The organism is Pantoea sp. X-Soil-YNGN-844 (assembly GCF_059730595.1).
Genome location: NZ_AP036007.1, coordinates 143453 through 164857, shown reverse-complemented (window position 1 = coordinate 164857; position 21405 = coordinate 143453). Strand labels below are relative to the sequence as shown.

Here is a 21405-nt window from a genome sequence, read left to right as displayed (position 1 = left end):
TGGGCGCATTTTTAGCTGTTGGCATTCATACCTCTTACGCACAAAGCGGCTGACTGAACTGCATCTGATAGAGCCGCGCATACGCGCCGTTCTGTTGCAGCAGTTGCTGATGCGAACCGCGCTCCACAATTTTCCCCTCTTCTATCAGCAGAATTTCATCTGCCTTTTCAATGGTTGAGAGCCGGTGAGCGATGATCAGCGTGGTCCGGTTCTGCTGTAGTGTTTCCAGCGCAGACTGAATCGCGCGTTCAGACTCGGTGTCCAGGGCCGAGGTCGCTTCGTCGAGGATCAGAATCGGGCTGTCGCGCAACAGGGCGCGGGCAATCGCGATGCGCTGGCGCTGTCCACCCGACAGCAGCACCCCATTTTCCCCAATCACCGTATCCAGTCCGTTATCCATTTTATTAATGAATTCCATGGCATGAGCCATCTCTGCCGCCTTTTCAATTTCCTTGCGGCGGAAAACATCGGTGCGGGCATAAGCAATGTTGTTGGCGACCGTGTCGTTGAACAGGTGAACATGCTGAGAAACCAGTGCCATCTGCTCGCGCAGCGAGGCAAGGGTGTAATCACGCAGGTCATGCCCATCCAGCAAAATCTCACCGCTGTCGATGTCGTAAAAGCGCGTCAGCAGGCTGGCGAGGGTCGATTTCCCCGAACCGGAACGGCCGACCAGCGCTACGGTTTTACCGGCGGGAAGGGTCAGATTGATATGCTGCAGCGCAGGCGTTTCCGATCCCGGATAGGTAAAGGTGACGTCGCGAAACTCAATGTTGCCGGTGGCGCGCTTAACTACGCGTGTACCTTCGTCTTTCTCCTGCTCCGTATCCAGAATCGCAAACAGCGTCTGACAGGCCGCCATGCCGCGCTGGAACTGGGCGTTGACGTTGGTCAGTGATTTTAACGGACGCATTAGCATCAGCATGGCGGAAAACACCGCGCTGATGGAGCCCGCCGTCAGCGTGGCCATCACCGAGGGGAAGCTGGCCGCATAAAGCACAAAGGCGAGTGCCGAGGAGGCGAGCAGCTGAATAATCGGATCGGAGAGCGAGGTCGCCGAGACCATTTTCATTCCCTGGTGACGCATTTTGTTGCTGACCTGGCCGAAGCGGTCGGTCTCAACCTGCTGACCGCCGAACATCAGCACCTCTTTATGCCCTTTCAGCATCTGCTCTGCATGAGAGGTCACCTGCCCCATGGTGTTCTGCATATTTTTGCTGATGCGGCGGAAGCGCCGGGAGACGATGCTGATCGCCAGCGACACAATCGGTGCCAGTACCAGCAGGATCAGGGAAAGCTGCCAGCTGTAGTAGAACATCATCGCAAACAGGCCAAGAATCGAGGCCCCTTCACGTACTACCGTGACCAGCGACCCGGACGAGGAAGACGCGACCTGTTCGCAGTCGTAGCTGATACGGGAGAGCAGCGTGCCGGTTGATTGCTGATCAAAGAACGATACCGGCATGCCCATCATGTGACTGAACAGCCGACGCCGCAGGGTCATGACCACTTTGCCTGACACCCAGGAGATGCAGTAGCTGGAGATATAACCGCTGACGCCGCGGATCAGGATCAGCCCGATAATCACCAGCGGCATCCAGACCAGAATGCCGTGGTTATTTTTGCCAATCACATCGTCCAGCAGCGTCTTCAGTAACGTCAGCATAAACGGGTCTATAGCAGCATTGACGATCAGGGCAACACCCGCAACCAGCAGTCCCAGCCTGAAAGGAGAAATTGTCGGCCACAGGCGACCAAAGGTTTGTCTGGTGGAGAGATCGGTATCAAACATGAGATGCATCTTACCGTTGTGAACAGACGGATGATGTTATGTTAAACCGCATCAACCAACAGGAAACTGCCTCGTGGTAAATGATGCTGACCATTCCCAAATGAGACTGGCACATTAATCTCAGCATCGAGGCGGAGATCACTCTGTCATTAAAAGCATTATGTCGTCTTAACAGCAAACAGCGTGATATCCGGTAAATTGCGGCTAACAAAGCGGCCCGTGCCAGCCATTTACCTTAAGCTGAAAATTAGTGGTTAATAACAGACACCCTGCGGCAATCCCCGTTAATCCCTCTTATAATTTATTGATTAAAATTAATCATTTACGCAGACAGTTCTCACTCCAGGCATAGTCCGAATCTGGTCATATTCGCCCTTTTCGGATGGACGACCGCCTGAAAAAAGACCATCTTTTAATCAAAAGACAGCAGGACGCTGTTCTCTCCGGCCGCGAACAAAACAATTAAAATATTCCCCGCATCAGGATCTATTTATGCACACAGAAATTATTAATATCTGGCCACACGGTGATGCGCCAGGCGCCAGCGACTCCCGCGCCGAACCGCAGATTGTCGATATGGCAAAAGAGTATGAGCCTTACGATCGCGCCGCTACCGGCGTGCGTTGCCCGGAGATGGCGATCTGGCATCCGGTCGAATCCAACGGCATTACCCTGCTGGTTGCACCGGGCGGTGGCTATCAGCGTGTAATGATCGATCGTGAAGGCAGCGCGCTGGCGACCTTCTTTACCTCCATGGGCTACACCCTGGCGGTCATGACCTATCGCCTGCCCTACGACGGGCATCACGAAGGCCCTGACGCGCCGCTGGCCGATGCACAGCGCGCGGTTCGCGTCCTGCGCGATCGGGCACAGCGTGGCCTGAACGGTAAATACATTGTGATGATGGGCTTTTCGGCGGGTGGCCACGTGGCAGCCAGTCTGGGAACGCGTTTCGCAGAGAAACTCTATCCGGTGCAGGATGGCGCTGAAAACTTCTCGCCGCGTCCGGATGCGATGGTACTGGTCTATCCCCTGATCAGCATGCGTGACGGCATCGCCCATGAAGGTGCCAGAACCCGCCTGCTGGGTGCGTGGCCGGATCAGAAAACGATTGAAGCCTACTCAATGGAAACCCGTGTTCATCCGCTGGTGCCGCCGACGCTGTTAATCCACGCCGCCGACGATGATGATGTCTCCGTGAATCACAGCATGGCGTTTTTCGGCGCGCTGCGTGAGCATAAGGTCCCGGCAGAGGTGCATTTCTATCAGAAAGGCGGACACGGATTTGGTATCCGTGGCGTGGCAGATTTGCCCCTCGCCAGCTGGCCGATGTTAGTGACCGAGTGGCTCAGGGCAAAAACCTGACGTTACGCGGCGGGCGGAACGTCTTTGACGTTGCTATCCGGCGGACTGGCTTCATTGCTGGTCGCCGGTGCTGCTGATGGTGACATCACTTTGTCCCAGCTGTTTTGCAGGCTCTTCACGTTGGTTTCTGCTTCGCCTTCCGGCTGAATCAGAACCATCATCAGCTCCTGCGTCAGCTGCTGGCGCAGCTCCTGGTTCAGCTGTTCACGGGTCAGGCCGGCCAGGAAAGTCTGACGCAGCTTCTGATACTGCTCAGGCGCGATATCGACCACGGCGTTCTGCTGCGAGCGCAGGCGCTGACTCATCAGCACATCGGTGTCGGTGCGGGCATACGTGGTAAACAGCTTGTTCAGCTCCAGCAGCTTCTGCGCCATCAGCGCATCAAACTCCTCCTGCGGTAAACCTTTATCACGCACGTTTGCCAGCTCACGCGCCACGAGATTCATATTCTGCGCCAGATTTTCATTGCGCCCATCCAGGTTGATGGAACACTGCGCACGCTGATAAAGCACACGGCAGTCAAATCCGACCTGGATGCCCTGTGCCTTACTGTCGCTGAGTGCACGCTGCACATGCCAGAACAGCGCTTCACGGGCCAGATCGCCCTGCCAGTAACGCTGCAGATTCTGAGAGTCACGAATCGGCTGCCACGGCGTATCCCACACCAGTGAGAGACGATCCTGGGTCATGTTGCTGCTGACCAGATTCACCGGCTCGTGCGGCAGCGGCGACAGGGTGGGCAGTGGCGCAGGGGTTTCACGTTTGCCGGTTAACGCCGAGAAGGTTTTGTTGATTTGTTCAGAGAGGTTACGGCTGTCGACGTTGCCTACCACGTAGAGCGTCATCGCGTCCGGGGTGTACCACTGATGATAAAAATCGCTGAGCTGGGTTAAATCAACCGGCGCACGGGGCTGCGCAGCGGGATCGTGCGCCAGCAGCGCGGAGCCTTTCAGGCGGTAGCGCCACCAGACATCCTGCGGATCTTTCGGCCAGGTCGCCACCGGATCGGAAGCGGCCAGCGCGGTGTTAACCACCTCTTCAGTGATCGCCATATTGCCTGCCGTGGCCGCCAGCCAGTTCAGCGCTTCTTTCAGCAGCTCGGGGCGGTTATTCGGCAGACTCAGATTATATTGGGTGGAATCATAGGAGGCGATGACGGGCGGCAGCGGATGCTGAGGATCCATCGCCTGTTGCCATAGCGCGCGCTGCTGCTGCGTATCGAGCGCCGTGTTATGCACCATCGCCAGACGCGACAGCAGATGGCTGAAGCCGGTCTGTTGCGCACTTTCCACCAGCGAACCGGTGTTCACCACCAGCCGCAGTTCAATGCGGTCACTGGGGCGCTGCGGTGTGGCCAGTAACTGCCAGTTAAATCCATTATCCAGCTTGCCTTCCTGCCAGGCCGGATCCGGTTGCAGCGTTTCTGCCTGGAGACCAAAGCTGCCTGCCAGCACTAATCCACCAACCAAAAGCCGAATTCTGGTGCCCTGCATGTGAACCCCTACTCAAATAATTCAAATATCGTTATCACTGGCGCATATTGCCGCTGTTATTAACGAATCGGCTGGCGCCGAATCGCGCTGTTATCCAACAACAGAGTGTTTGACCACAGGAAGCTCAGGATGTCGCGCAACGAAGTGAAAAACGTCAAAAAAACAAGTGGGGTTCATTATGCAAATGCCCGCTGTCAGGGCAAGCGACAGCGGGCATTTGTGAGAATTTAAGTGAAATTCAATGATTAAATTGAAGATTCAGACGCTTTATTCTCCTTATTACGGCCTGCCAGCGTGTCGGTCAGCTGTTTATGATCCAGCTGATCGACCCACTTCGCGACCACCACGGTCGCCACACCGTTACCGATCAGGTTAGTCAGCGCACGGGCTTCGGACATAAAGCGGTCAATACCGAGTATCAGCGCCAGACCCGCCACCGGCAGATGTCCTACCGCAGAGAGCGTCGCCGCCAGTACGATAAATCCGCTTCCGGTTACCCCCGCTGCGCCTTTCGAGGAGAGCAGCAGCACCACCAGCAGCGTAATCTGATGGAAGATATCCATGTGCGCATTGGTCGCCTGAGCGATAAATACCGCCGCCATGGTCAGGTAAATCGAGGTGCCGTCGAGGTTAAAGGAGTAACCGGTGGGGATCACCAGCCCGACCACTGATTTCTTACAGCCCAGTTTCTCCATCTTATCCAGCATACGCGGCAGCGCAGACTCGGAAGAGGAGGTCCCCAGCACAATCAGCAGCTCTTCTTTGATGTAGGCAATGAACTTAAAGATGCTGAATCCGGCAAACAGACGCGCAATCAGCCCCAGCACGATCACCACAAACAGCATGCAGGTGATGTAGAAGCAGATAATCAGCTGGCCGAGCTGCACCAGTGATCCCACGCCATACTTACCGATAGTGAACGCCATTGCGCCAAATGCCCCTATCGGTGCCAGACGCATGATCATGTTGATGATGCCGAAAATCACTTTTGAGAAATTTTCAATCACGTTGAAAATCAGCGTGCCGGTGTTACCCAGGCGATGCAGGGCAAAACCAAACAGAATGGCGAACAGCAATACCTGCAGAATGTTGCCGCTGGCAAAGGCACCAATCACGCTGTTAGGAATAATATCCAGCAGGAAAGGAACGATGCCCTGCTGTTCTGCCTGCTGGGCGTACATCGCCACGGCTTTGGCGTCCAGCGTGGCAGGATCAACGTTCATCCCGGCACCTGGCTGCACGACGTTCACCACGATCAGGCCGATAATCAGCGCGATGGTGCTGACAATTTCAAAATAGAGCAGGGCTACTGCGCCGGTCCGCCCTACCGCTTTCATGCTTTCCATGCCAGCGATGCCGGTCACCACGGTACAGAAAATCACCGGGGCGATAATCATCTTGATTAATTTAACAAAGCCATCTCCCAGCGGCTTCATCTGAGTCCCTAACTCCGGGTAAAAATGGCCTAACAAAACGCCGATGCCAATCGCCATCAGCACCTGGAAGTAAAGGCTTTTAAAAAGTGAGGTTTTCATAAACAGGTGTCCACTAACGCCGTGAGGTGATGTTGTCGGATTCGTTATTGTGACTGGCGGGCAACAGAGGTGGCGCCTGACAGTAACCCGAAAATAACACTCTGTTTACGTGATTAATACAGGGTGACAAACGCCCAGGAAACCCTGGGATCGTAATTCTGAACTGAAACGCTTCAGCAAGGGGTTTTGTAACTAAAATTCTCGCAAAATCAATGAATCAGGCAATTATTGCGGCAGTGAGGAGTTTTTGATCCACGTCTGGTTGAATCGGCTCACCGGCAGCGCTTCCGCATAGAGATAGCCCTGACCGATAGCGATACCGCGCGCAAGCAGCCAGTCGCGCTGCTCCGCCGTTTCCACGCCTTCAGCAATCACCTCAAGATGGATAATCTCGGCGATGGCCGCCACGATGCGGACCATGGTGTCGTCATGCGGCAGTGCCGCCACAAAGCTGCGATCCATCTTCAGTTTGTTAACCGGCAACGCTTTCAGCTGATGGAGATAGTTCAGGTTGGAATAGCCCATGCCGAAATCGTCCAGCGCCACCGCCACGCCGGTCTGCTGCAACAGTCGCAGCATCGACATCGCCTGTTCCGCATCGTCAAGCTGAGCCGTCTCTGTCACTTCCAGCACCAGGGTGCCAGGTGCGATGCGGTGGCGTGCCAGCAGGGATTGCAGATGAGAAACTACGCCGGTATCCCGCAGCTGCACCGCGGAAATATTCACACTCAGCGGCAGCATAATGCCCTGTCGCTGCCAGCCAGCCAGAATACGGCACGCCTCTTCAAACACCCAGCGGCCAATCGCGCTAATCACGCCAATCTCTTCGGCACTGGCAATAAATTCTTCGGTCAGACCGTAACTGCCATCTGGCTGGCGCATACGCAGCAGCGCTTCTGCGCCGGTTAACGTGCCGGTGCGCATATCCACCTGAGGTTGCAGGTAGAGGGCGAACTGCTCATCGTGCAGCCCCTGCAGAATGTCATGCTCCTGCGTCAGACGCTTCTGGGCACGCTCGGTCAGCGCGGCGTCAAAGAACAGGATCTGATTTTTGCCCTGATGACGGGCCGACATCATCGCCGAGGTCGCGCGGTCAAGCAGCTCATTCGCGCTCAGCGGCTTATCGTCGCGCAGCGCCAGACCAATACTGACGTTAGGACGCAGCTGCAGCTGATGCAGGTTGACCGGCTGATTCAGGCGAATCATCAGGTTACGCGCCAGGCGCAGCGCACGGAACGGATTGCTGGCGCGCTTCATTAACAACACGAAGTCGCTGACACCGGTCTGCGCCAGCAGGGTATGGTCATCCAGCGTATGCCGGATTTTCTCCACCAGCGTCAGCATCAGCGTATCGCGCTGCTCATCGCTCAGTACGCCGTTAGCTTCCTGCAGCGTTTCAATGCGGATCACCATCAGACCCAGTGACTGTTCAGGGTTGCACATGAACTGTTCGACCAGCGCCAGAAACAGCGTACGGTTAGGCAGATCGGTGACGGCAAAATGGGTGGTCAGCCGACTCATCTCGTCATGAATCGACTCCAGCACCTGCTGATTGCGGTTGTAGCTGCGGATCAGCATGCCGATTTCGTCATCGCGGTGGCTCTGCGGCAGGGTCAGTTTATGCGTCAGAATCGACTGCGGTGGCAGCTCCTGCAACTCCCGTGAGAGATTGCGTAGCGGATGCACCACCAGCCGGTTGATGCACCAGCTGATCGCCACGGATAGGATCAGCGCCAGTAGCAGGTAGGTGATGATCATGGTCGAGAGCGTGCTGAGGATAAACTGATAGACGCGCGTCGAGTTAGCCTGCAACACCAGATAGGCCAGCGGCTTCGGCATCCCGGTATTTTCCACCGAATAGAGCGGCAGGGTAATCTGCACCGGCAGCTCAAACAGGCGGGCCACCAGAAGCGGCACCGGTTTTTCCGTCTCAAAGTCGGCGTGCAGGGCCTGGAACGCATTCGGCAGCACCACATCAGCGCGCGATAAAATACCGGCTGGCTTCAGTGAATGAAGAATGCGTTCGGCCTGAGAAATATCGGCACGCAGCACCGCTTCCGACAGCGGCTGGCGGACGGTGTGTGCGATATTCTCCATCTGCTGGGCATAGTCAATCCTGCGCTGCTGCACAAAATGAAACAGTTGGATGACGATAAAGATACTGATGGTGATAACCGCAACCAGCGAAACTGTCGCCATCTGCTTTATCGTAAGTGACCGGCTTACGCGCAAAAAATTCTCTCCCGACGATGAAAAAAGCCCAGATAGCAGACAGGACAATGCCCGCCAGTATATCCCATAAACTGACTTTTTTACCGTCTGAAAAATCCTGCTTTTTCCCGTTCCGTGTTATTTAAAATCTGCGTAAGGGATCAGCGGCTGTGGCGGCATATCGAGATCGCCTTCCCAGCCGCCGGCAGCATAGCGCACATAGAGCAGACCATGACTCGGGGTGTAATCCTTCGCCTGCTGAATATCGACACCCGCACCAATAAACCAGCTTGACGTCAGCCGTCGCTCAATCACTGCCTGCAGCGTATAGCCCGTACCGCCGCCGGAACTGCTGGCAGAAGACGGATTACTGGCCAGGGTATAACCCGGATTAACCGGATAGCGCTGCTGCGCACTGGTTTTCGAATGGGACCAGGAGACAGAACCGCCCAGGTCAAACGACCAGTTCTCTGTCCGCTGCCGCCAGGTCACTGGCACGGAAAAGGAGAGATACTGCTGCGGACTGTAGTAACCGCCCTGGCCGAAGGTGTAATCGCTGAGATCCTTCTGATAGTGCCAGAGCATGCTGTTCAGCCCGACGGTCGCACGGCGGTTGTCGCTGTTGATGAGCTTGTAGTAGTAGCCGCCCATCAGCCGCTCGCGGCTGTTATCGGCGACATTTTTACCGGTGATCTGATGCGCACTGATGTCGCCCCAGAGGCCATGCGCGCCGCCCTGATCGTAACTCAGCCCGATGCTGCCGCCCGTGGCCACCACGCCGCCCCAACTTTTGCCGCCATTGGAGGCGGGATCGCGCGTCCCGGCATAGGAGAGTAGCGAACTGGCGATCGGCCTGCGTGAGGCGGTAAGTGTGACACCGAGCTGTTTCACATCGGTTTTCCAGCTCAGCCCGCCGGTCCAGTTCGTGACTTCAAAACCCAGCGGCGTGGTACCGAGATCAGCCGACCAGGTCGCGTTATGCCAGCCAGCGGCCAGCGCCGTACCCTCATCGCGCTGGCGGGTCTGACGACTGCAGCCGCCTGAGTTCGCATCGTCACAGCTGCCAAACAGGGCGTCGATGCTGCCGTTTTGGGTAGCAAATGTTCCTGCGGAGACATCCACCCGATCAAGACGGAAAAAGCCACGGCCATCGGCAAACGGATGTTCCGCCTGCAGCATGGTGGTGTGCGCCGTAAAATCAGAGATGCCACCGGTGCCGCTGTTGCGTGAATAGTCCTGCTGCACCGTCAGCGTGGTCTGCTGCTGACGGTAAAGATCGGCCGTGTCGCTGCGCAGGCTGCGCTTCAGCCAGTCATCCTGGGGATCGTTGCGGGTTGCGCGGCTGATATTGCCACTGCTATCGATACCGCTGGCCGTCATCGCCTGACGATAGTCTGCCAGTGCCTGTTCAGGCTGCTGCTGCGCACCCTCCAGCCGTGCCGCATCACGAAACACCAGCGCCTTATCCTGCGAAGGCGGCAGCGCGGCGGCGCGCTGTTTCAGATCGGTAAACTGCGCAGCAGCCCGCGTGGTTTCACCCACCGCCTGCCACGCCAGCGCAACACGGCGATCCGCATTGACACTCGCCTGTACGGGCGGCTGTTGCGCCAGGGCCTGTCGGGCTTCGCTGTTGCGCTGCAGGGCAACCAACGCTTCGATTCGTCCCAGCGCCGCATCGCCGTTATCCGGCTGGCGCGACAGCACCTGATGATATTCCGCCAGCGCCTGCGGCGCTTCACCGCGTTCCAGCGCCCAGTCGGCCAGCATCAGGTCGCGCCGGGTAGAAACCGGCTGCTGCTCAAGCAGCGTCACCGCTGCCTGCTCCTGCCCGGCGGCGCGCAGCGCCTCAGCCTGGGCAAAGATCTGATCCTGCTTCAGGCGGTCAGCCAGCTCGCGCATATCGCTGCTCCACTGCGCGTCGGGCAGCCGATGCAGCGTGGCCATCGCCTCGCTGTTGTTATCATTGCCTGAGAACCAGAGTGCGGTCGCATAAAGCGCGGTGGCGTCCTGCGGCAGTGCGCGCATTACCGCATCCGCCTGCTGTCCGGCTCCGCTGTTACGCAGTGCGCCCGCCAGCCGGTAACTGAGCCAGACGTCATCCGGTGACAGCTCGCGCGCCTGGCGATATTTCTCTGCGGCCTGCGACCAGCGCGCCTGCTGCGCCAGGGCATCCGCTTCCGCGCGCAGGCTGTCGCTGCGCAGCGTTCGGATTGTATCGGCCAGTGCGCGCTGCTGTGCAGCGGGCAAGGTATTGATGAATTCCATCTCGCGGGCGGGCGACACCGTCTGATACAGTCCCGCCAGCCGACGCACTGCGGTAATATTGGTGCCATCCAGCCGTCGCGCGCGCTGCCAGAACTGTTCAGCCACCGCCGTCTCTTTGCGCGCCATCGCCACATCGCCCAGGCCAATCAGGGCATAGCTGTCGCTGCTGTCATACGTTTGCGCCGCACGATAGTGCTTTTCGGCAGCATCAATATCGTGCTGTGCCAGCGCTTTATCGCCCTGCTCAATCGCCAGCCAGTAGCGATTGCTCTGCAACAGTGACTGCCATTTGCCGATCAGCGTGCTCTGCTGGCCCGCTTTGATGGCGCGTTCCAGCCAGAGAATGGCGGCATCACGATGGCCCGCGCGGGCCTGGGTCTGTCCCATTGCGCCCATTAATTCGGCATCGTCGGGATTCGCTTTCAGCGCCCGGTTAAGGGTCGTCATCGCGTTATTCACGTCGCCTGCGTCAACCAGCGCCAGCGCCCGCATCCGTTCCCGATAAGCGGGATCGGCCAGCGTCGTCTGCTGCTTCGCGAGCGCCTCTGCGCCCTGCTGGTACGCCTCGCCCTCAGTGAACACGGCCAGATAGGCTTTAAGCTGTGCCACGCTGCTGTCGCTGATCGGCTGACTGGTGATCTGCTGCAGCCAGAGGTCGGCGGCAGCGGCACGCCCGCCATTGCTGTTTGCCAGCTTTTTCAGCTGCGCTATCGCCTTTTCTGGCTGCTGCTGATTAAACGCCATGCGTGCAATTTGTAGCTCAACCCCGATATTGCCCGGATAGCGCTGTTCCAGTGCCTGAAGCTGCTGATAAGCCACACCCTCCTGGCCGGGAAGGCGCGCCAGCAGCCGCCAATACTCCAGGGCGGTATTGGGATCGGGGAAGACGCCGTTAAACAGCGCATCATAAGCGCTTTTCGCCTCGGTCAGTCGCCCCGAGGTGGCAAGCAGACGCGCCTGCTGCAGTTGCTGCCGTCCATCGGATGAGGTCAGCGCCAGGCCGACAGCGGATTCGCGCGTCTCTGCCGAATCAGGTGCAACCTTTTTCAGTTGATCCAGCAGCAATTGCGCGCTGGCGATATCGCCCTGATGCAGCGCCAGCCGCAGACGTGCCGCCAGCACCTGGGGATTATCGGGATCGATTTTCTCCAGCCGATAGAGCGATTGCTGTACCAGATCGTATTTGTTGGTCGACTCGCCGGTACGGACCTGGGTCAGCAGCCAGTCGACCGGCGAGACTTCCGATCCGTCAGCGGACGCGGCCATTCCCGGCAGCGCACTTAGCGCGCCGAGCAGCATGCCTGTCCGCAATAACTGAGCGTTATTCATCTTCATCCAGTAAACGACGACGGGTAATAATTCGCATCAGACGCCATGTCATCAGCGCGAACAGCACCACCACTAAGAACGCACAGAGTGCCAGCCAGAAGGGATGTGAAGAGAGCAGTGACCAGAGACGTTCCCACCACGGCAGATGGCCGACAAAGTAAGTCTCTCCAACGCGCAGGCTGTTGACGCCCGACTCACGGATAATCGCCGTGGAGCCTGAGATCGCCTGGCGTTTGCCGCTGTCAGCCAGCGCCTCATCAAGCAACTGCCAGCTGCGCGGACTGCCATCGGCGAGCAGTGCCACCACACTGCGCTGATCGTAAAACGGCGACTGGAAACCGATCACGGTCGCCAGCGGGCCGCGTGAACCAATGGCTGTGGTACTTTCCGCTGCTCTTTCAGCCTCACTCAGCGGCTGAACAGGCTGAGAAACCTTTCGCGCCGGGGTTTTCAGCCAACTGGCGGTAGCATCGACCAGCGCCGTGATCCGACGGTCATCCTGAAGATCTTTGGGGATGTCGCCGATCATCAGCAGATCCGCATCCTGTTTTTTCGCCGTACCCCAGTCATCGGTAAGCTGCACGCGCAGCGCCGGATAGCCGGTCTGCGCGCCCATATTGCCCAGCGCATTCAGCAGCGTACTGACCTGCTGTGCATCGGGATTGGGCTGGACCAGCACCAGCGTCTGGGCCAGATCGGCGTAGCGACTGAACGGGAAGCCCGCATTCGCCCAGCTCTGCAATGAGGGCATTTCGATGTAGTGACGATAGCCAGAGAAGTCGATGCTGGAACTGTCGTCCACCACCACATGATGTCCTACCGGCGTCACGGTTTCACAACGCCCGTCGGCGATGCCGCCCATAAAAGTGTTGGCATAGTCAAAATCAAAGCGCAGCTGGTTTACTACGCCCAGCCGCAGCGCCGGGATCAGCAGCTCATGATTCTTGTCCATCATTCCCTGAATCAGCGGAATATGCAGCAGTTGCTGCCCGGCGGTGTTTTTCGGCACCAGCGGGTAGTCCTGAATAAACTGATTATTCAGGTTAACGGCCAGCCGGGAACCATCCGGGTGAACAGGCGAAGTGTAGCGATAGCTCAGATCCATATCGATACCGCGCGCGCGCACCAGGAAGAGATCGGGTGGCAGGTTCAGCGTCAGGCTGATCGGGTTGGGCTGCAGACCGTCAGACTGTAACTGGTTTTCATACTGCGTCAGCTCAGCAAAAGTGGTGCGGCGATCGGTCCGCACCCAGTTTGGCGCATCATAGGGCTGACGCGGAGCCAGCAGTGTGACACGGTCGACGGTCGCGCTGTCGCCGCGTAACAGCAGCTCGCCCTGCGCAATCCCCTGCACCGCCGTCAGCAGATCGTCGTCGTTGCGTCCCAGGATTAGCAGCATTTTTTCATAGGGGCTGTCAGGCTGGCTTACCATCGCCACGGTCGGCTTCATCACCGGCGGCAAATTTTTCAGAAAATCCGGGCGTGCATCGTTGGTGGCAAACACCACCGCATGCTGCTGTTGCGGCAGCTGATTGTAGAGCACCGGAAAATGCTGTCCGCGCCAGGCGGCTTTGCTGCCGAACCAGGAGGCCAGGATCGCGGCGGCACGCTGCTGGTTAACGTCTGGCCGGGCAGCAAACACCATCGGCAGGGTCAGCGGTCGCGTGTCGCGCGTATCAAGAAAGGGCTCCGGGAAATGAGACAGGTCATTTTTCAGCGGCAGCTTTTGTAGCGTCAGATCCAGACCGCTCTCTTTGCCGATATCGAGCCAGATGGTGCTGTTGGCCGGATTTTCACAGATGTTGGCGTAGTGACCGACCAGCTCAAAGCGCACGCGGTTAAAGTCGGTGATAAAACGGGGATCGATCGCCAGCTGCATCTGATTCTGTTTGCCAATCTGTTCCGGCGTCAGGGTGATCAGGCTCACCAGCTCATCATTGAGATAGACTTTCAGCTGCGACAGCGTGGGCAGCAGCGCAGGCGACGGCCGGTAGCTGAGGTTAAGCAGCGCACGTGTCACTACCTCATCACTGCGCACCCCGAACTCGATCTGCCCGCTGGGACGCGTTCCGCTCAGCGTCATGCTGCCCGGCGGCGGTGCCAGCTTAACAAAGCTGAGCTGACTGCTACGCAGCGGCGCGGCAGGCTGCTGCGGCAACGATTGCACCGCCGTTTCTCCGGTAGCCATGACCGGTGCACTCTCCTGCGCCACGGCACAGCTCAGCGTTGCCGAGCCCAGCAGCAGCGCAGCGACCCACCTGTTTATTCCTGTTGTCGTCATATCATCAACTCAATGCAGATTTTTTGAAGCGGGCACGCGTCCGATGCCTTGCGGCAACAGCGAAGCCAGCCAGCTTACCCCAGCGGTAAGCAGGTTAAACAACCGACGTAACTGCGGCGGGCCATATTCCGCCAGGCGCAGATAACCTTTAAAACCGAGGATCATGATGTCGGCCAGACTCTGCACTGGCTTATCCTCCGGAAAACCGTCCTGCCACAGTGCCCAGGTATCAGCACGGGCGAAGGTGCACTGGATAAAATCAATCTGTTGCTGGGTGGTCAGCTGATGCAGACGGACACCTGCCCGACAGCCAAAGACACGCTGAACCTGGCACGGAAAACTGAACTCCTGCTGCCCACGACGCAGCAGCAGCCAGACTTTTTCATTCTCCCGTAGCATATCCGGTTCGCGCATCTCCAGTCCCACACCGCCGTCAGAGTAGTCACGCAGCGTACAGGGCAGCATATGACCATCTTCACGTGCGATGGCAGCGGGCATGGCAATCTCTACCCGATGCGCCTCGCGGATCTGTCGTGCTTCAACCGACACCGCCACCGCGCCACCGAGAATAATCATGTTGTAGATGACCCAAATCAGGCTCACGCATACGGTCAGTATCTCGTTTGCCGGGCCATGCTGTATGCGCCAGAACGCCATCAGCACACCCGCCAGATTGAGCAGCACCAGCAGCATGTAGGGCTTGGTGATCACCCAGTCCAGATGCTGCTCCTCGACCAGTCCGCCTTTGGCGGTAACGTTAAACTTGCCTTTGTGGGGATTGAACAGCGCTACGGTGGTCGGGCGGGCGATATACCAGGCCAGCACCGTCTCGTAGACTTCGCTCCAGAAAGAGTGACGCCAGCGCCCCTGGATACGCGAGTTGGTGAGGCTGGTATGCAGCATGTGAGGTAAAACGTAAATCGCGATCGCCAGCGCAGGCGCGTAGATGATGTAGGCATGGCAGAGTAAAAATGCCAGCGGTGCCAGCAGGAAGACCAGCCGTGGAATGCCGGACAGAAAGTGCAGCATGGCGTTGGCATAACAGAGCCGCTGCACCCACTTCAGCCCTTTACCAAACAGCGGATTATCCAGGCGGAAAATCTGCACCATGCCGCGTGCCCAGCGGATACGCTGTCCGATATGCGCTGACAGGCTTTCGGTGGCCAGTCCGGCCGCCTGAGGAATGCGGATGTAGGCTGAGGTGTAGCCACGCCGGTGCAGACGCAGCGAGGTATGAGCATCTTCAGTCACGGTTTCTACGGCAATACCGCCAATCTCTTCCAGCGCGGTACGACGCAGAATGGCGCAGGAGCCGCAGAAGAAGGTGGCGTCCCAGGTATCATTACCGTCCTGCACCAGCCCGTAAAACAGCGACCCCTCATTCGGCGTACGGCGAAACCGCCCGAGATTGCGCTCAAACGGATCGGGCGAAAAAAAGTGATGCGGCGTCTGCAGCATCGCCAGCCGGGGATCCTTGATAAACCAGCCCATGGCCATCTGTAAAAATGAGCGAGTTGGCACATGGTCGCAGTCAAAGATCGAGACGAAGTCGCTGCGGCAGTACTTTTTCAGCGCGTGGTTGATGTTGCCCGCCTTGGCATGTTCGTTAGAAGGACGCACCACATAGTTAATGCCAATGCTGGTGGCAAACTCGCGGAATTCCGGTCGGTTGCCGTCGTCGAGCAGATAGATAGTCAGGCGATCTTTCGGCCAGTCGATGCCCAGCGCAGCATAGAGCGTCGGTCTGACAACGCTGAGCGGTTCGTTATAGGTCGGCACCAGCAGGTCCACCGAGGGCCACTGCGAACGGTCCGCCGGCATAGAAACCGGCTGGCGGTTAAGCGGCCAGAGCGTCTGGAAATAGCCCAGCACCAGCACCACCCAGGCGTAGGTCTCTGCTGCAATCAGCAGCAGACCAAAGCTCAGGCTCAGCGGATCGTCCCAGTTCAGCGTCGAGGTATAGCGCCACCAGAGGTAGCGGCACGACACGGTCAGCGACAGCACGATGAGCATCATCGTGGGGAAACGCCCCGGTATGCGCCGTACCAGCATCGCCAGCCCCCAGAGCAGTACGACAAAAATAAACTGGGTCATCAGACCAAAGGGCTGACTGATACAGAGCAGCGCCAGCAGTGTGGCAAAGAGGGCAACGACGACGAAAAGGCTGCGTCGCATCAGCGGTGACAGGCGCTTCAGCCGCTGTTCAAGACGTGTATCAATGCTGTGGGTTTGCGAGCGGGCGACAAGATTATCCAGCCAGCGATAACCGTGGTGTCGCCAGCCAGTCAGCACGCTCAGGCGATTAACGCCGTCGCGGCCGCCCGCACCCGGTAGCCGGATCACAATCAGCCAGAGTGTCTGAATCAGATAACGCAAAATATCCAGCGGACGCGGACGCTCTGGTGAAATGTGCGGATAAAGGCGGCGGCGCTGCTGAATAACACGCTGCCAGGCCGGGCTTTCGAAACGGAGCAGCATCAGCCCCAGAACAGACCAGAACAGGTGGAGTGCACTGGCGAAGCGGGAAGCGCCGTTGCCACGTGCGGTGGTATAACCGCTGTGCAGCGATTGCCAGGCGGGGGCAGTCAACAGCCAGCGCAACGGGTTCACGACCTCACCCCATTCAGATTGAGCAGCAGCCAGTTTGCCAGCGTGACGATCTCTTCGCTGACTAACGCATGTGGCCGATATTCACCAACCGGCTGCTTCATCATCAGCGATTCAGCCAGCGCCTCATCGCGGTGGATCAGCAATGGTATCAGCTCTGTCAGCGAAGCCATCCAGAGCTGATGGAGGTCCTGCTGCAGACGGCTGTTGGCATTGAACTGATTGATGATAAAGCGGGTACGTGCCGGAAAATGGCGCTGGCTCAGACGTAAATGACAATTCGCATCTGGCTGAGTCACGCACAGTATACCGTCCAGTGCCGGATAGAGCGTTTCGTGCCACGGCAGAGGATCGGCGGGCAGATCGAAAATAATCCACTGATAGCGCGCCTGCAGGTCCGGCAATGCCTGGAGCAGCGGCGCGGCCACCGCTTCATTCTGGTGGGCAATAGTCAACGCATGCTGATGAGAAAGCACACCATGTGGAAGCAAATCAGGTCCATTGGGATAGCGAAGCGCGGCATGCTGCCACTCCCCGTCATCGCACAGCGCCTGCATCCAGCCACTCTCCTGCTGAGCGGGCAGATTAAAATGCACGCCGAGTTGACTGATCGGCGAGCCGTCGATCAGCAAGACCCGTTCGCCGAGGGTCGCGAGCGCCCAGCCGAGTCCGGCACAAAGAGAGGTTGTGCCAACGCCGCCCCGCACGCCCTGAAGCGCTATCAGCGGCATCAGTCAGATTGCTCAGACTGGCTGGGGAGCGTTTCCGCTAACAGCGGCCAGCGCGACACAATCTCTTTCAGGCGCTCTTCACGTGCAATGTCGACATAGCGAAAAGAGTGCAAAGAAAAGGCGTCACGCAAAGCGCTAATATCATCCTGACGATCGCCGGCAGTGGCGACAGGGGTATAAAGATTTTGGTTTTTCATTACTTTTCGCCAAAAATAAAACAATGTCAGACTCAGAATGACCGTCTGCGCGTAAAAAAGGGCATTGAAAAAAAATTTCCTGAAACGCGGCATTTGCAGAACATTGTGAGTCAGCCTGTCATTAGCAATGTTCAAATTTCTCAGGTTACATCCAAGCCTGTCTATAATAAGCTAGCCTGGACTGGAAAAATAACGAATTCAATATGAAAAATTCTTTTTCGCTAGGGCTGTTGCATGTTCAGCCTGAATTAACGGCATTGCAAACCCCTGGCTGTTATTGGGTCACTTGTGCACGGCAGGATGACGCCCGCACTTTTATTCGACAGGTGATTTCACATCAGCAGGCCGTCACGCTGATCAGCGCTGATCAGCCGCCGCGTGATTTACTGACGCCTGACCCGGTCGGCGGTCCTGACCGTATCCCGCTGTTTTCTCTTCCCAAAAGCAAACGAAGTCTGTTGCAGCTGGAAAGTGATTTTCTGCGCACGCTCGGCAGCAAAAACGGCCTGGTAATATTTAACAGCAGCGCAGCGCAATGGGATAAGCTCGATGACGCCGAATTAACGCGGTGGATAAAGGGTATGCGCCACACGCTGCATAAAAGAAAACTCACGCTGTTAATCGTGACGTCCGGCTCCACTATAATAAACCTGAGTAATAATCTTCAGCGTTATTTTCGTCAGCTGGATGGCGTGGCGCATTTGGGTTTTCAGCAGGATAGCTGGCAGTATCGAATTAACTGGTGGTATGCCGCAGAACGCCTGCTGGCCGATCGTGCAATACGCCTGGGCTGTGAAGACGATCGTTTCTTTACGTTAAATGAAAACCAGGAACCGCTGAGCCTTAATGACGAGCAGCATTATCTTGCGGACAAAATCGTGCTTGAGGGCGCACCGCCACTTTCACGCCAGTGGCAACTCTTCGATGATAATGAGCAGGTCTGGTTACGGGCTCAACAGGCCAATGCCGCAACGGTTATTTTCAGCCTGACCCGAAGCGACCTGATCAACGAACTGGCGAAGTTTGTACACAGCCTGCGACGCGGACGCGGCAACGGCCTGAAAATTGTGGTACGCGAGATGGGTGCCAGCCTGCGTTACAGCGACGAGCGTCTGCTGCTGGCCTGCGGGGTAAACGTAATTGTGCCGACCAACGCGCCCATGTCGCGGTTTCTGACCACGCTGGAAGGCGTTCAGGGACAGGTGTTTAACCGTCGCGTTCCCGCCAGTCTTGAGGCGTTAACTGCCTCATTGCAGCCTCTGCATGAAAAAGGCTACCTGCGGCTTGACGCCTTCTGCCAGTCAGTCAGCCAGTTGATCAGTAATACTTTGCTGCCGGAAAATGATAAAGGCCTGCTGGTGGCGTTGCGGCCGGTGCCACAGCTTAAACCGCAGCAGATCCTGACACTTTGTAAGCCGCGCCGCTTTGGCGATCTGGTCACGGTACTGGAAGATCGCGTCATTCTGTTTCTCTCCTCCTGCCGCTATAACGATCTTGATAAAGCATTGAAATATATATTTTCACTGCCTCACGACGAGCTGTTTGCAAACCGAATGGTCTGGTTCGAGGATAATCAGATCCTTGCGGAAGTCAGCAATATTAAGAAACTGACGCCCATGGCGATTCAGGATCTGACGCCGGTATCCGAGACAACACGTGCCGCCGTGGAGCGTCGGCATGAAGCACAGGAACGCTCAGCCCCCCTGCCCATCACTTTACTGCCGGAGAATGAATCCCGATGAACCTGATGGATTGGGTACAGATTGCGCTGCTGGTCGTTGTTATTTTGCTGACTTTAAAGCCGATCTGGCATCAGTGGCTGCCGCGTCGCTGGAACGGCCTGCTGAATCGGCTATTGCCTGCTCGCGCGCTGAAGTCTGAAGGTCACTGGCAGCGTCAATCTCCAAAAACGGATGCAAAAATTAATGAAAAATGATCAACCCGCTGCGGCCCACTCTTCCCGTTTGTGGTCCTGCTGGCGCGGACTGGGCGGCTGGAACTTCTACTTTTTAGTCAAATTCGCCCTGCTGTGGTACGGCTACCTCAACTTTCACGCCCTGAGCAATCTGGTGTTTCTCGCCTGGCTGCTTTTCCCGCTGCCGTCGGTACGCCTGCATCGCCTGCGCCACTGGGTCTCGATCCCGGTTGGCTTCGCGCTGTTCTGGCATGATACCTGGTTGCCGGGACTCAGCAGCATTCTCAGCCAGGGCGATCAGCTGGCGGGCTTCTCGGGTGCGTACCTGCTCGATCTGGCTGACCGTTTTATCAACTGGCAAATGGTGGGTGCCCTGTTTGTTCTGCTGGTGCTCTATCTGTTTATTTCGCAGTGGGTTCGCATCACCGTGCTGGTTTCGCTGATGCTGATCTGGCTCAACGTACTGACCATTGCGGGTCCAGCGATGTCGCTGCTGCCGACCCGCGCGACGACCCCGCAGGTGGTGCTGAATCAGACACCGGCAGCTGCCAGCCAGGCGGCGGCGGTGCCGGATGGCCTCGATCAGTCAACTGCGCCCACCAGCGCCAGCCTGACCGCCTGGCTCAGCCGTTTTTATGAGAGTGAGCGCAAGCGCGTCACCCATTTCCCTGACAGTCTGCCGGCCGATTCACAGCCGTTCGACATCCTGGTGATCAACATCTGTTCACTCGCCTGGTCCGACATGGATGCCTCCCAGTTGCGTAATCATCCGCTGTGGCAGCATTTCGACATCATGCTGACCAACTATAACTCCGCCACCAGCTACAGCGGACCGGCGGGGATCCGTCTGCTGCGTGCCAGCTGCGGTCAGACTTCGCACAGCGAACTCTACAAACCCACCGATTCACGCTGTTATCTGTTCGATAATCTGGCGAAGCTGGGCTTTAAAGAGCAGCTGATGATGGATCACACCGGCGTGTTCGGTAACTATCTCAAGGAACTGCGCGAGGGTGGCGATATTCAGGCACCGCTGATGTCGCAGGCGGGCATTGCCCCGGAGCTGACCTCATTCGACGGCTCGCCGGTGCTTAACGATGCCCAGCTGATGCAGCGCTGGCTTGACGATCGCAGCAAGAGCAGCGATGCACGCAGCGCCACCTTCTACAACCTGATCCCGCTGCACGACGGCACCCGTGAGCTGGGCAGCACCCAGACCGCCCCGTGGAAACCGCGCGCTCAGCTGCTGTTTGATCAAATTGACGCCTTCCTCACCCAGCTGGAGAAGTCGGGCCGCCGGGTGATGGTGCTGGTGGTGCCGGAGCATGGCGCCGCACTTGAGGGCGATAAGATGCAGATGTCAGGCCTGCGGGATATTCCCAGCCCTGCTATTACGCATGTGCCGGTGGGGATCAAGTTTGTCGGCATGAAGGCCCCGCATCAGGGACAATCCCTCAATATTGATGCGCCGACCAGCCTGCTGGCGATCTCAGAAATTGTGTCGCGGGTGGTAGACGGACAGGTATTTAATGCGCCGAATGTGAATATGTCGGTATTGACCGACAAGCTGCCGCAGACGCCGGTGGTGTCGGAAAACGACGGGGCGGTGGTGATGATGTATCAGGGCAAACCCTGGATCAGGCTCAACGGCGGCGACTGGGTGCCCTATCCGCAGTAACGCATTATT

Annotated in this window: 13 protein-coding genes; 4 read left to right on the top strand and 9 right to left on the bottom strand. The window is 57.5% G+C overall.

Features of this window, described 5'->3' with window-relative positions:
• Positions 1–34: 34 nt before the first annotated feature.
• Complete coding sequence (gene msbA / locus AC6I8C_RS00670) at positions 35–1792, bottom strand: lipid A ABC transporter ATP-binding protein/permease MsbA (protein ID WP_497821335.1); 1758 nt, start codon at positions 1790–1792, stop codon at positions 35–37.
• A 492-nt stretch (positions 1793–2284) separates the two neighbouring features.
• Here msbA and AC6I8C_RS00665 point away from each other — a divergent pair, with 492 nt between their 5' ends.
• Positions 2285–3157, top strand: a complete 873-nt coding sequence (locus tag AC6I8C_RS00665; RefSeq protein WP_013359660.1) for an alpha/beta hydrolase — start codon at positions 2285–2287, stop codon at positions 3155–3157.
• A 2-nt stretch (positions 3158–3159) separates the two neighbouring features.
• Here AC6I8C_RS00665 and AC6I8C_RS00660 read toward each other — a convergent pair whose 3' ends face one another.
• From AC6I8C_RS00660 to bcsR, 8 genes are all read right to left on the bottom strand, one after another.
• Positions 3160–4650, bottom strand: a complete 1491-nt coding sequence (locus AC6I8C_RS00660; protein WP_033734794.1) for a M16 family metallopeptidase — start codon at positions 4648–4650, stop codon at positions 3160–3162.
• A gap of 245 nt (positions 4651–4895) precedes the next feature.
• Positions 4896–6185 carry a dicarboxylate/amino acid:cation symporter gene (locus AC6I8C_RS00655; RefSeq protein ID WP_497821334.1) on the bottom strand — a complete coding sequence of 430 codons (1290 nt, stop codon included), beginning with the start codon at positions 6183–6185 and terminating at the stop codon, positions 4896–4898.
• A gap of 225 nt (positions 6186–6410) precedes the next feature.
• Positions 6411–8417 carry a biofilm formation regulator HmsP gene (gene hmsP, locus AC6I8C_RS00650; RefSeq protein ID WP_497821333.1) on the bottom strand — a complete coding sequence of 669 codons (2007 nt, stop codon included), beginning with the start codon at positions 8415–8417 and terminating at the stop codon, positions 6411–6413.
• Positions 8418–8534: 117 nt separating this feature from the next.
• Positions 8535–11990 carry a cellulose synthase complex outer membrane protein BcsC gene (gene bcsC / locus AC6I8C_RS00645; RefSeq protein ID WP_497821332.1) on the bottom strand — a complete coding sequence of 1152 codons (3456 nt, stop codon included), beginning with the start codon at positions 11988–11990 and terminating at the stop codon, positions 8535–8537.
• Complete coding sequence (gene bcsB / locus AC6I8C_RS00640) at positions 11983–14271, bottom strand: cellulose biosynthesis cyclic di-GMP-binding regulatory protein BcsB (RefSeq protein ID WP_497821331.1); 2289 nt, start codon at positions 14269–14271, stop codon at positions 11983–11985. The genes bcsC and bcsB overlap by 8 nt, the downstream gene beginning before the upstream one ends.
• A gap of 9 nt (positions 14272–14280) precedes the next feature.
• On the bottom strand, positions 14281–16881 hold the full coding sequence (gene bcsA / locus AC6I8C_RS00635) for a UDP-forming cellulose synthase catalytic subunit (protein ID WP_497821330.1): 2601 nt from the start codon (positions 16879–16881) through the stop codon (positions 14281–14283).
• Entirely contained in the window at positions 16878–17609 is a 732-nt protein-coding gene (bcsQ, locus tag AC6I8C_RS00630) for a cellulose biosynthesis protein BcsQ (RefSeq protein WP_497821329.1), read from the bottom strand. Before bcsQ ends, bcsA begins: the two co-directional genes overlap by 4 nt.
• The gene (gene bcsR, locus AC6I8C_RS00625; protein ID WP_497821328.1) at positions 17609–17806 is read right to left on the bottom strand and encodes a cellulose biosynthesis protein BcsR; all 198 of its coding nucleotides are present in this window, start codon (positions 17804–17806) and stop codon (positions 17609–17611) included. The genes bcsQ and bcsR overlap by 1 nt, the downstream gene beginning before the upstream one ends.
• A gap of 203 nt (positions 17807–18009) precedes the next feature.
• Here bcsR and bcsE point away from each other — a divergent pair, with 203 nt between their 5' ends.
• The 3 genes from bcsE to bcsG are packed head-to-tail and all read left to right on the top strand — an operon-like array spanning position 18010 to position 21396.
• Positions 18010–19548, top strand: coding sequence for a cellulose biosynthesis protein BcsE (bcsE, locus tag AC6I8C_RS00620; RefSeq protein ID WP_497821327.1), 1539 nt, complete (start codon positions 18010–18012; stop codon positions 19546–19548).
• The gene (bcsF, locus tag AC6I8C_RS00615; protein ID WP_497821326.1) at positions 19545–19742 is read left to right on the top strand and encodes a cellulose biosynthesis protein BcsF; all 198 of its coding nucleotides are present in this window, start codon (positions 19545–19547) and stop codon (positions 19740–19742) included. The genes bcsE and bcsF overlap by 4 nt, the downstream gene beginning before the upstream one ends.
• Positions 19732–21396 carry a cellulose biosynthesis protein BcsG gene (gene bcsG / locus AC6I8C_RS00610; RefSeq protein WP_497821325.1) on the top strand — a complete coding sequence of 555 codons (1665 nt, stop codon included), beginning with the start codon at positions 19732–19734 and terminating at the stop codon, positions 21394–21396. Before bcsF ends, bcsG begins: the two co-directional genes overlap by 11 nt.
• Positions 21397–21405: the final 9 nt, after the last annotated feature.

Excerpts from the sequence above, each read along its gene's own strand:
- msbA (WP_497821335.1), bottom strand. The coding sequence starts at position 1,792 with ATGTTTGATACCGATCTCTCCACCAGACAAACCTTTGGTCGCCTGTGG.
- AC6I8C_RS00665 (WP_013359660.1), top strand. The coding sequence starts at position 2,285 with ATGCACACAGAAATTATTAATATCTGGCCACACGGTGATGCGCCAGGC.
- AC6I8C_RS00660 (WP_033734794.1), bottom strand. The coding sequence starts at position 4,650 with ATGCAGGGCACCAGAATTCGGCTTTTGGTTGGTGGATTAGTGCTGGCA.
- AC6I8C_RS00655 (WP_497821334.1), bottom strand. The coding sequence starts at position 6,185 with ATGAAAACCTCACTTTTTAAAAGCCTTTACTTCCAGGTGCTGATGGCG.
- bcsC (WP_497821332.1), bottom strand. The coding sequence starts at position 11,990 with ATGAATAACGCTCAGTTATTGCGGACAGGCATGCTGCTCGGCGCGCTA.
- bcsB (WP_497821331.1), bottom strand. The coding sequence starts at position 14,271 with ATGACGACAACAGGAATAAACAGGTGGGTCGCTGCGCTGCTGCTGGGC.
- bcsQ (WP_497821329.1), bottom strand. The coding sequence starts at position 17,609 with ATGCCGCTGATAGCGCTTCAGGGCGTGCGGGGCGGCGTTGGCACAACC.
- bcsR (WP_497821328.1), bottom strand. The coding sequence starts at position 17,806 with ATGAAAAACCAAAATCTTTATACCCCTGTCGCCACTGCCGGCGATCGT.
- bcsE (WP_497821327.1), top strand. The coding sequence starts at position 18,010 with ATGAAAAATTCTTTTTCGCTAGGGCTGTTGCATGTTCAGCCTGAATTA.
- bcsF (WP_497821326.1), top strand. The coding sequence starts at position 19,545 with ATGAACCTGATGGATTGGGTACAGATTGCGCTGCTGGTCGTTGTTATT.
- bcsG (WP_497821325.1), top strand. The coding sequence starts at position 19,732 with ATGAAAAATGATCAACCCGCTGCGGCCCACTCTTCCCGTTTGTGGTCC.